Source organism: Flavobacterium sp. F52, from assembly GCF_000278705.1.
Lineage (GTDB): Bacteria > Bacteroidota > Bacteroidia > Flavobacteriales > Flavobacteriaceae > Flavobacterium > Flavobacterium anhuiense.
In genome coordinates this window covers 424,447-435,864 of the sequence record NZ_AKZQ01000025.1, presented here as the reverse complement: position 1 = coordinate 435,864, position 11,418 = coordinate 424,447, and the positions used below count along the sequence as shown (strand labels likewise).

General features: G+C 34.6%; 10 protein-coding genes. 5 read left to right on the top strand and 5 right to left on the bottom strand.

Annotated features, from left to right (window positions below):
• Positions 1-194 precede the first annotated feature (194 nt).
• Together FF52_RS11490 and FF52_RS11485 are read left to right on the top strand one after the other, a co-directional pair.
• Positions 195-1,436, top strand: a complete 1,242-nt coding sequence (locus FF52_RS11490) for a peptidase U32 family protein (protein ID WP_008465603.1) — start codon at positions 195-197, stop codon at positions 1,434-1,436.
• The gene (locus tag FF52_RS11485) at positions 1,436-1,666 is read left to right on the top strand and encodes a ferredoxin (RefSeq protein WP_008465601.1); all 231 of its coding nucleotides are present in this window, start codon (positions 1,436-1,438) and stop codon (positions 1,664-1,666) included. Before FF52_RS11490 ends, FF52_RS11485 begins: the two co-directional genes overlap by 1 nt.
• 54 nt (positions 1,667-1,720) lie before the next feature.
• Here FF52_RS11485 and FF52_RS11480 read toward each other — a convergent pair whose 3' ends face one another.
• From FF52_RS11480 to FF52_RS11460, 5 genes are all read right to left on the bottom strand, one after another.
• Positions 1,721-2,761 carry an XAC2610-related protein gene (locus FF52_RS11480; RefSeq protein ID WP_008465599.1) on the bottom strand — a complete coding sequence of 347 codons (1,041 nt, stop codon included), beginning with the start codon at positions 2,759-2,761 and terminating at the stop codon, positions 1,721-1,723.
• Between the two features lie 15 nt (positions 2,762-2,776).
• Positions 2,777-3,532, bottom strand: a complete 756-nt coding sequence (locus FF52_RS11475; RefSeq protein WP_008465596.1) for a hypothetical protein — start codon at positions 3,530-3,532, stop codon at positions 2,777-2,779.
• A 106-nt stretch (positions 3,533-3,638) separates the two neighbouring features.
• Positions 3,639-4,181 (bottom strand): hypothetical protein, encoded by a 543-nt coding sequence (locus tag FF52_RS11470; protein ID WP_008465594.1) that lies wholly within the window; start codon positions 4,179-4,181, stop codon positions 3,639-3,641.
• Positions 4,182-4,198: 17 nt separating this feature from the next.
• Positions 4,199-5,551 (bottom strand): ankyrin repeat domain-containing protein, encoded by a 1,353-nt coding sequence (locus tag FF52_RS11465; protein ID WP_035691387.1) that lies wholly within the window; start codon positions 5,549-5,551, stop codon positions 4,199-4,201.
• 30 nt (positions 5,552-5,581) lie between these two features.
• Entirely contained in the window at positions 5,582-6,763 is a 1,182-nt protein-coding gene (locus FF52_RS11460) for an ankyrin repeat domain-containing protein (RefSeq protein WP_008465589.1), read from the bottom strand.
• A 352-nt stretch (positions 6,764-7,115) separates the two neighbouring features.
• Between FF52_RS11460 and FF52_RS11455 the strand changes: the two genes are divergently transcribed.
• Genes FF52_RS11455 through FF52_RS11445 form a run of 3 tightly spaced genes read left to right on the top strand, consistent with a single transcriptional unit; the run spans position 7,116 to position 11,277 of the window.
• Positions 7,116-8,504 carry a PSP1 domain-containing protein gene (locus FF52_RS11455; RefSeq protein WP_008465587.1) on the top strand — a complete coding sequence of 463 codons (1,389 nt, stop codon included), beginning with the start codon at positions 7,116-7,118 and terminating at the stop codon, positions 8,502-8,504.
• Complete coding sequence (locus tag FF52_RS11450; RefSeq protein WP_008465585.1) at positions 8,488-8,967, top strand: gliding motility lipoprotein GldH; 480 nt, start codon at positions 8,488-8,490, stop codon at positions 8,965-8,967. Before FF52_RS11455 ends, FF52_RS11450 begins: the two co-directional genes overlap by 17 nt.
• 9 nt (positions 8,968-8,976) lie before the next feature.
• A complete protein-coding gene (locus FF52_RS11445) occupies positions 8,977-11,277 on the top strand; it encodes a penicillin-binding protein 1A (RefSeq protein WP_008465583.1) in 2,301 nt (766 codons plus the stop codon).
• Positions 11,278-11,418: the final 141 nt, after the last annotated feature.

The window sequence follows — 11,418 nt, the reverse complement described above, 5'->3', positions numbered from 1 at the left end:
GGTTGAAACCGTGGGCTATATTTGATAAAGATTGCGCTACAATTATGGACATAGCAAATGATTTATCATTGGGCTACTGCAAATAAATTTTAAAATATAGACTATGATATAAATCATAGAAATCAATTTATACCCACATTATTTTTGTCAATTTTTTAGATAACTAGATTCTAGAAACATATCATAGTAATAAAATGACAACAAATAATAAAATCGAACTCATGTCTCCGGCAGGAGATTTTGAATCGCTTCAGGCTGCTTTAGATAATGGCTGTGATTCCGTATATTTTGGAGTTGAACAGCTTAATATGCGTGCGCGTTCAACGGTTAACTTTACAATAGACGATTTAAAAGAAATTGCCAATCGGTGTGAAGCCAAAAGCGTCCGAAGCTACCTTACTTTAAACACTATTATTTACGATCACGATTTATCAGTCGTAAAAACATTATTGACAAAAGCCAAAGAAGCCAATATTACAGCTGTCATTGCATCAGATCAAGCCGTAATTGCTATGGCAAGATCGATTGGAATGGAAGTTCATATTTCAACACAGTTGAATGTGACTAATATTGAAACCATAAAATTCTACAGTTTGTTTGCCGATACAATGGTTTTAAGTCGTGAATTGAGTTTGCGTCAAGTAAAGAATATCACAGATCAAATAGAGAAAGAGCAGATAAAGGGCCCGAACGGAAATTTAGTAGAAATCGAAATTTTTGGTCACGGAGCATTGTGTATGGCCGTTTCGGGAAAATGTTATTTGAGTTTGCACTCGCATAATTCCTCTGCGAATCGCGGTGCGTGCAAGCAAAACTGCCGAAAAAAATATACAGTTATCGATCAAGAAACAGGTTTTGAAATCGAATTGGATAACGAATATATGATGTCGCCTAAAGATTTATGCACATTGGATTTCTTAGATCAGGTGATCGATTCTGGAGTGAAGATTTTAAAAATAGAAGGACGAGGCCGTGCGCCAGAGTATGTGGCAACAGTAACCAAAACGTATCGTGAAGCAATTGATGCGTATTACAATGGAACTTTCTCAAAAGAAAAAACCACTGAATGGATAAAAGCTTTAGAAACAGTTTACAACCGTGGATTTTGGTCAGGTTATTATTTAGGTCAGGAATTAGGCGAATGGAGCGATATTCCAGGATCGGCAGCAACACAAAAGAAGGTTTATGTGGGTAGGGGATTGCATTATTTTCCGAAAGCTGAAATCGGTCAATTTAAGATTGAAGCGTATGATATTAAAATCGGAGATAAAATCTTGGTCACAGGCCCAAGCACAGGAGCTCAGGAAATGATTATCGATGAAATGTTTGTAAATGATGCTCCGGGAGAAAAAGCCACAAAAGGCGATGATTGTAGTTTTAAATTGCCATTCAGAATCAGAATGTCAGACAAATTATATAAAATTGTTGAGGCGTAATGGTTATTGTGACTTTACAACGAGATAAATGCATTGGCTGTAATTACTGTGTCGAAATGGATCCAGTGCATTTTCAAATGTCAAAAAAAGATGGAAAGTCCGTGCTTATTCATTCGCAAAATGCAAAAGGATTTTTTACTTTAAAATCTCCTAATCATGCCATTGTAGAAAGCTGCGAATTGGCAGCAAAAGCTTGTCCAGTGAAGATTATTACGGTTAAAGAAACGTAGATAGTTTAAAATGAAAAGAATCAAAAACTATCATTCTTTCCATAGTCCTAAAAATTATTCTTTAATCACGTTTTTAAAATTGCTATTTGCTAATGTAGCTAAAGTTCCAGTTTTAGCTGTTCCTTGCCAGTCAGATAATTTTCCGTTTACATAAATCTTGATGCCAGTTTCGTTTGGATTTTCATAAGCAATGTATTTTATGGAACCGCTATTAAACTCCAATTCATAAGTTACACTTTGTTTTCGGAATCTAAATGTTGATTTATCTGCCTTTTCAGGACTAGACGGATACGCAAAAGAGATAAACTTGTATTCGTCATTTTGCTGAAAAGCGTAGTACAAGATATCTTTAGCTTTAAATAAAAGCACACGTCCTTTTCCGTTTTTAGTATCAAAAGAAAATACTTTTTCTAAGTTTGGTTCATAAACAGATAAAGAAGAAAAAGAAACCCAATTATTGACTTTCCATTTTTTGCCTGTTATTTTAAAAAAGGGAGAAAAAGGATCTCCCTCTTCCTCAAAAGTTGCAATTTCTTTAGCCTCTATTCCAGAAATGCTGTAATAAGAAGAGACGTGAAGCGCAGCGCCACCACTGCTAGAAGTGATAATGCGTTTGTTTTTTGAATCAATCTCAAATGAACCGCCTCGTACACAATAAGCATCGGTATATAAACGGCTAATGCTTGGACTGCTCAGAAAACCGTTTGATGTATTAACAAAAACATAAGCTGTTGCTTGAGCAGTATAACATCCATCGTCATTTATCTCCGTTTCGTGAATTACGATATCTTGTCTGCCATCAAAGTTTACATCTCCAAGAATGCGAATATTACTGTCGGAGATACTCTTGAAAGGAACTTCCATAGCTGTTTTACTCATTTGTGGCTTAGAAAGTTCTTTTGCGCCAAATTCCAAAACGCTTCTTTGACTCTTATCTTCTTTAAGTTCGTAATATTCTTTTGTTTCGGAGTCTGTTTTTTGCTGGATATAATACAAAGTGTACCCTTTCATAAAATCATTAATGAGATAAGCTTTCTGAGCCTTTACGGGAAACATTCCTACTAAGACGAAAAAAACTAAAATTTTTACTTTCATAGGTTTGATGAGGTTTTATTTTTCTTCTGAAATATCAAGTTCATCAAAATCTTTGATTTCAGATAGTTTTAGGAGTTTGGTTCGGGCAATTTTAGTTTCCGTTTTTTCAAAAATTTCGTCACCATCATATGTATTTTCGTTGACGTTCTGATTTACAATCTTTTTTCTTGTCAGGAAATTGATACTAGTTTCGGTAAGAATAACTGGTCCATGATTGCTGCTGGCATCATAACCTATAAGTTCGAAATCTGAGTTTTGATACCTGAAAGTATATTTCCAATAACCATATCTTCCATGAGCATAGTCCACATATAATTTGTCATTTTTTACTTCAATATAAAGTTCGGGTGCGTAGTAAACACCGCCATCCTCATTTTCGGAAGAAAAACAGTCGTAGTTTTTAACGGCTAATTCATAACCGCTATTTTTGTTTAATAATGCTATAATTCCTCTGCGATTTCGATCTAATTCGCCACGGTATTCATCTATAACTATTTTGCTTTTATATGTTCCTTTAATAATCAAGATGCAATCTTCCAGGCCGTCTTTATTAAAATCGCCTTTAATTGTATCAAAAGGAACGTAGTTTTTTGGTATAAAGTCTGAAATATCTTTTTTGATTTCGATGGCTGATTCTTCAACTTCTGGAATTTCTTTTAATTCGGTTACTTCTGTATTTGATTCTTTAACCGCAGTTTTAGAATCTTTACAGCTGATGATTGTAAACAACAGAAAAACTGTTCCAGTAACTGATAAGTATTTTTTTATCATCTTTAAGTTTTAGGCTAGATTTAGCTTTATAATTCATCAAGAAATAATATTGGATGTCTTTTCCCTGCTATTATTTCTTGATGAAATTAGGTTTTATGTGAAAATATTAAATTCCAATTTTGGCATTTATATTATGCTTATCGACATACGTTTGTGCAACATTCATCAATTTGGTAAACTTCGCATCTATATCTTTTTGAGTTGAAGCGTCAAAATTAGCAATTGCTTTTTCAATTTGTTCTGGAGAAGCTTTTTCATCTTTCAGTTTGGCAATTGGCAAATAACCTTCTTTTTGTTTCGCAATTGCATAAGTAAATAAATCTTTAGATGCCTGAAGAAGCTCTTTATTGTCTTCGTCTTCCGGTATGTCCTGAATTGTTTTTAATCGCGTTTCTAAATTAGTTATATCATATCTAAAAGAATCTTGATAAGTAGACGGAATCATCTTTTTTTGATTTTCATCATAAACTTGTGCTTCAGATTGCAGTTTTTCACTGATTTCTTTGCTTCCAAAACGAGATAATAAATTCGAATTTAAAGCGGCAATTTCAAATGTTTTTTCTGGTGAAAGGTTGGTGCATGATGTAGAAACTAAGCTTCCGGCAATTAGTACTAAAAATAAAGTTGTGGCATTTATGATTTTTTTCATTTTGTGTTTATTTATATTTATCCTTTTAAAATTTTACTTTTCTCAGCATCAAATTCTTCTGATGTTAAAATTCCGGCATCTAGAAGTTCTTTCAAATCTAATAATGCCTTTTTCTTTGCTTCCATCGAATTTGAAGCTTCGGCTTTTGGCGCTTCGGGTTGTTGTGGAGTATTGATTGGATTTACAACAGTTCCTGACGGAGCATATTTCAAAATCAGTTCTGTAATTTCATTAAAGCCTTTTACATTCGAATAATCTATCGCTTTTTGTTCTTTTACATTTACGATTGACGCATCGGCTTTGTTATCTAATAAATATTTTACAACATCTTTCTTTCCGTTTGCAGCGCTGTAATGAAGTGGCGTATTTCCAGATTCATCTTGAATGTTAATGTTCGCTCCAGATTCAATAAGGAGTTTTACCATGCTTAAGTTCCCTTTTTTGGTTGCTACATGCAGCAGACTTTCTCCACCATAATTGTATGAACTGTTCAAAGTAAAACTCGATTCGTTTGAAATATTTGTTGCGCTAACAATCCAATCCAAATAATCATTCATTGAAGAAGTGTCGCCAGCGACTGGTTTACTGTAATTCACATCAACTCCGTTTTCTAAAAACAAAGCCACAATTTCCTTTTGATTATTCGCGCAAGCGTACCAAATAGGAGAATGTCCAGTATTGCTTGAAGTAAATACATCTGCACCTCTTCCAATCAATAATTTAGCTAGCATTCTGTTTGTTTCATAACAAGCAATTAAAAGTGCATTTTCACCAGAATGATTCGCATGGTTTATATCGGCACCGTTATCTAAAAGCAATGTCACCATAGGGATCGATTTAGTATAACAAGCATAAATAAGAGGCGTATTTCCCTGTTTATCGGTCACATTAATATCTGCACCATTGTCTAAAAGCAATTGAATAATTTCTCTATTTAATTTTGCAGAAGCCAATAATAGCGGAGTTTCTCCATTGTTATTCAGTAAATTAACATCTAACCCAGCTTGAAGCAACTTTGTTGCAATTTCAATTTGAGCCGTCTGAACCACTAAATGTAGCAGACTATTTCCGTATTTATCATTCTTCGTGATTTCTGCTCCGTTTTCTAAAAGATGCAGCGCCGTTTGTTTTTGTTTTTGAAGACAGGCAAAATACAAAGGCGTTTCTCCCTGATGATCTTCGTAGTTAATATCGGCACCTTCCTCGATTAGAATTTTCACGATGTCGAGATAACCGCGGTATGCGGCATAATGAAGAGCTGTTCTACCTTGTTCGTCGGTATATTTTACATCTACTTCTTTATTTTGAAGCAGCAATTCGGCTATTTTTCGGTTCCCGTTTTCACAGGCAACTATAAATGACATTGACATGTTTGGGTAATTTTAAGTAAAATGATCGTTTTATTGTTTCATTAAAAGTTCAACTGTTTTAATCTTCAGGTTGTCTCCAGAAGCAAGCATCAAGGCAGTTTCGTCTTTATCGTTTGTAATCGAAATGTCAGCTCCTTGATCTAATAAAAGTTTTACTTTTCTATAAGTTTCTTTTGCCATTTCTGCATCATAATTGACATTAAAGGCGCAAACTTTATGCAAAATGGTGTTTCCTTGATTGTCTTGTTCGTTAACGTCAACAGATCCGCTGTCAAGTACTGATTTTAAAATACCCGATTTTTTTTCGACAATATAATCTATACCCGATTTTGGATTTCCGTAATATTCAGCGCAGTGATTTAAATCGGCTCCATCTGATAATAATCTTTGTAATGAATTCAGATCATATTCAGAATCAGACATCATTCGGATAAACTCTGTAAGTAAAGTTTTTCCATTTTTATTGATGCTATTAAAATTGGCTGATGATGATTCTGCCAAAAGTTCGTACATCGGAAAAGAAAACTGTTCAGCTGCAGCATAATAAAAAGCACTATTTTCCTGATTGTCAGTCTCATTAGGATCTGCTCCATTTTCTAATAAAAATGGAAGAAGTTCTTTTCTGTTTCTTTTAACGGCGCAGATTAACGGCGTTGTGCCCACAATATTTTTTTCGTTAATGTCAATGCCATTTTCTAAAAGTATAGATATATATTCTTTTACTTTTTCAGGATCTAGACCATAAGTATTCAAAATCGTGTAAATAAAATTTTCTCCTGCATTGTTCTTATACTGAGTGTTAGCTCCAAAATCATCAACTAAAACTTTAACTATTTTGGGTGAAGCTCCTTTTTCAAGAAAGTAGCCTAGAAGAGTTTTGTCGCTTATTTCGTCGTTAATATTATCCATTTTCGACATCAATTCCTTAAAAAAAGCCATCGAATCTTCGTCATCTTTTAAATACAAAGTCAATGGTTTGAAAATAGATTGATCAAAACTGTCCAATTCGTAAATATCGGTTTCAATAAATCCGGCTTTTATTAATTTTTCAATGAAATCAATTTCTTTGGCATCTATAATTTTGGATGCAATCTGAGAAAAATTGTTTTTTAGATATTGTTCGTTAAATTTTTCTCCGTTATTTAGACATTCTCTGGCCTCGTCAAATTTTCCCTGAAAAAGGAAATTTTCAATCTGGTTTTGTGTTTGCATTCTGATCGATTTTTAAAAATGAAAATTAAGATTTGAATCTGCCGAAAATAGGGCTTTCTCAAATCATGCTGTAAGATAAAACATAAAAATGGGAAATATATTTCAGGATAAAAAGTTAAAAATTTGTTTTAAGTCATAAAACGGACAGAAAAGGGTTTTTGAGAAAAATATTTTTAAAAAATAGAAAGTAGAAAAGCTAATTTGGGAATATTTTGCGTACAAAAAAACACGTTTTTTTATTTAACAGCGCTTTAGTTTTTATCCATAAAAAGCAAAATAAAAAAAATACTATCTTTACCGATCAAACGTTTATGAACTTAAGCTGCATTCTGGCAGCACTACATATATAATTATGGCATGTACAAGTTGTTCAACCTCAGACGGTGGCGCACCAAAAGGTTGTAAAAATAATGGGACTTGCGGCACCGATAGCTGCAATAAATTGACGGTTTTTGACTGGCTTTCTAACATGAGTCCGTCTAATGGAGAGGCGATTTTTGATTGTGTTGAGGTTCGTTTTAAGAACGGACGCAAGGAATTTTTTAGAAATTCAGAGAAATTAACTTTAAGTATTGGCGATATTGTAGCAACTGTTGCTTCGCCAGGACATGATATTGGAATTGTGACTCTTACAGGAGAATTGGTAAAGATTCAAATGAAGAAAAAAGGGGTTAATTACGAAAGTAACGACGTTCCGAAAATTTACAGAAAAGCATCTCAAAAAGATATCGATATCTGGTCTGTCGCACGTGATCGTGAAGAACCAATGAAAGTTCGTGCGCGTGAATTGGCGATTCAGCATAAATTGGAAATGAAAATTTCGGATATCGAATTTCAAGGAGACGGATCAAAAGCGACTTTTTACTACACCGCAAACGACCGTGTCGATTTTAGAATGCTGATTAAAGATTTTGCTAAAGAATTCAGTACGAGAGTAGAAATGAAACAAGTGGGTTTCCGGCAGGAAGCGGCTCGTTTAGGTGGAGTTGGTTCTTGCGGACGTGAACTTTGCTGTTCCACTTGGTTAACCGATTTCAGAAGCGTGAATACTTCTGCAGCGCGTTATCAGCAGTTATCATTGAATCCGCAGAAATTAGCGGGACAATGCGGAAAGCTGAAATGCTGTCTAAACTATGAGTTAGACACTTACATGGATGCTTTAAAAGATTTTCCAGATTATGATACCAAATTGATTACCGAAAAAGGTGATGCAGTTTGTCAAAAACAGGATATTTTTAAAGGATTAATGTGGTTTGCTTATACCAACAACTTTGCAAACTGGCACGTTTTGAAAATTGATCAGGTTAAAGAAATTATTGCTGAAAACAAGCTGAAGAATAAAGTTTCATCTTTAGAAGATTTTGCTATTGAGGTAGTTGCAGAACCTGAAAAAGACTTCAATAACGCAATGGGGCAGGAGAGTTTAACCCGTTTTGACCAGCCAAAAAGAAAGAAAAAATCTAATCGCAAACGTAAACAAAACGCTGAACCAGCTGGCGTTGCGACTCCAGTAAAACCACAGCAGGAAAAGAATGCCAATAACGCTAAACCAGCAGGAAATAATAATCCGAATAATGGAAACGCGAACAACGGCAATGCAAATAAGCCAAACAATCCGAATAAGAATAAGAAGAAGCATAATTCGAATAAAAATAATCCGAATAAGCAGAATTCTAATGAAAATAAACCTGCTGAACCTAGAAAACCAATAACGAATACTAAAAATGAGAATAAAAAATAGCGGAATTCTTCTGTTGGCAGCGATACTTCTTTTTTCTTGCGACAAAAAAAGAGTATTCGATGAGTATAAATCTGTCGGAAGTGCTTGGCACAAAGACAGTATTATAACCTTTGATTTGCCGGTTTTAGATTCTACAAAAAGATATAATGCTTTTGTAAACATACGAGATAACAACAATTATCCGTTTAATAATTTGTTTTTGATTGTGTCAATGGAAATGCCAAACGGATTTACAAAAGTGGATACCTTAGAATACCAAATGGCTGAGCCGGACGGAACATTATTAGGAAACGGATTTTCAGATATAAAAGAAAGTAAACTGTATTACAAAGAAGATGTAAAGTTCAGAGGAAAATACAAAGTTCACATCAAACAAGCCGTTAGACAATCAGGTAAAATTCCTGGTGTTGAAGCTTTACAAGGAATTACAGACGTTGGTTTTAGAATAGAACAAAAAGATTAGAAAATAGTTATGGCTGCTAAAAAAAACAATCAATCTAACAAGGATATTAATTATTACAAAAAGAAATTCTGGAGGGTTTTTGCATACTCCCTTTTAGGAGTTTTGGCCTTCTTTTTATTTGCCTCTTGGGGTTTATTTGGATCTATGCCTTCGTTTGAAGATTTAGAAAATCCAGATTCTAACCTTGCTACTGAAATTATCTCTTCTGATGGCGTAGTGTTAGGTAAATATTTTAAAACTAATAGATCTCAGCTTAAATATTCTGATTTACCTAAAAATTTAGTTGAAGCGCTTGTGGCTACCGAAGATGCACGTTTCTATGAACATTCAGGAATTGACGGACGCGGAACTTTGAGAGCCGTTTTTAGTTTAGGAACAAACGGAGGAGCGAGTACCTTAACACAACAGCTTGCAAAACAGTTGTTTCATGGTGAAGGTTCTAAGTTTTTGCCTTTCAGGATTGTACAAAAAATAAAGGAATGGATTATCGCTATTCGTCTAGAAAGGCAATATACAAAGAATGAGATTCTGGCAATGTACTGCAACGTTTATGACTTCGGAAATTATTCTGTTGGAGTAAGTTCTGCAGCGCAAACTTATTTTTCTAAAGATCCAAAAGATTTGACCATAGACGAATCGGCTATTTTGGTTGGAATGTTCAAAAACTCAGGTCTTTATAATCCAGTTCGTAATCCACAAGGAGTAAAAAACCGTCGTAATGTGGTTTTATCTCAAATGGCAAAAGCAAAAATGATTTCAGAAGCTGAAAAAGAAAGACTTCAAGCATTGCCAATTACGTTGAAATTTAAATTGGAAAGCCACCGTGAAGGTATAGCGACTTATTTTAGAGAATATCTTCGTGATTACATGAAGAAATGGGTTGCAGAAAATAAAAAGCCAGACGGATCTGATTACGACATTTACAAAGATGGTCTTAAAATTTACACGACGATAGATTCTAGAATGCAAACTTATGCTGAAGAAGCGGTTGCTGCTCACATGCAAAACCTTCAGCAACAGTTTTTTATTGATCAAAAAAACAATAAAAACGCTCCTTTCGTTAATATTACACAAGCTGAAACAGACAGAATCATGATGCAGGCGATGAAGAATTCTGTTCGCTGGGCTCAGATGAAAGAAATGGATAAAAGCGAAGATGATATCATTGCTTCATTCAAAGTAAAAACAAAAATGCGTGTCTTTACTTGGAAGGGAGAAAGAGATACTGTAATGACGCCATTAGATTCTATTCGTTATTATAAACACTTTTTGCAATCTGGTTTAATGTCAATGGAGCCTCAAACAGGAGCAATTAAAGCTTGGGTTGGAGGAATTAACTATAAATATTTCCAATACGATCACGTAGGGCAGGGAGCGAGACAGGTTGGTTCTACTTTCAAGCCTTTCGTTTATGCAACTGCCATTGAAGAATTGAATATGTCTCCTTGTGATTCTATTCTTGACGGACCATTTATGATTCATAAAGGACGTCACCACGTAACAGAAGATTGGGAGCCAAGAAACTCTGATTACAGATACAGGGGGATGGTAACTTTAAAACAAGCTTTAGCGGCTTCTATCAATACAGTTTCAGCTAAATTAATTGACAGAACAAGTCCAGAAGCTGTTGTAGAATTGACTAAAAAATTAGGAGTTAAAACAGAAATTCCAGTTCAGCCTTCAATTGCACTAGGTGCAGTTGATATTACAGTTGAAGATATGGTTGCGGCGTATAGCACATTTGCCAACCAAGGAGTGTATGTAAAGCCACAGTTTTTAAGCAGAATTGAGAACAAAAGCGGTGAGGTTATCTACGAGCCAATTCCAGAGTCTCATGACGTTTTAAATAAAGATATTGCTTTTGCAGTAATTAAATTGCTTCAAGGGGTAACAGAAAGTGGTTCTGGTGTACGTTTACGTACGCAAGGCGGAGGAAGCGGAGATAACCGTTGGACAGGTTACCCATATATGTTTACAAACCCAATTGCAGGTAAAACAGGGACAACGCAAAATCAATCTGATGGATGGTTTATGGGAATGGTCCCTAACTTAGTAACTGGAGTTTGGGTTGGATGTGAAGATCGTTCAGCGCGTTTCAAAAGTTTGACTTACGGACAGGGAGCTACAGCAGCTCTACCAGTTTGGGGTTATTATATGAAAAAGTGTTATGCCGATAAAGATCTTCAGATTTCAAAATCTGAATTTGAGCGTCCAGCAAACCTCTCTATCAAAGTAGATTGCTATCAAAGGCCAGCTGTAATAAAAGATACTACGCAAACCGAACAAAATACTGATGAGTTTGAATTGTAAAAGGATAAACTTTTCTTCAAAAAAGAGGCTAAATCATTAATGCGTGATTTAGCCTCTTTTTTTTGCGTTGTCTATATATTTTATGTGTAAATTTTTGTATTTGTAATTGTTAAAATAGTAAATAACTTACAAAAAATATAT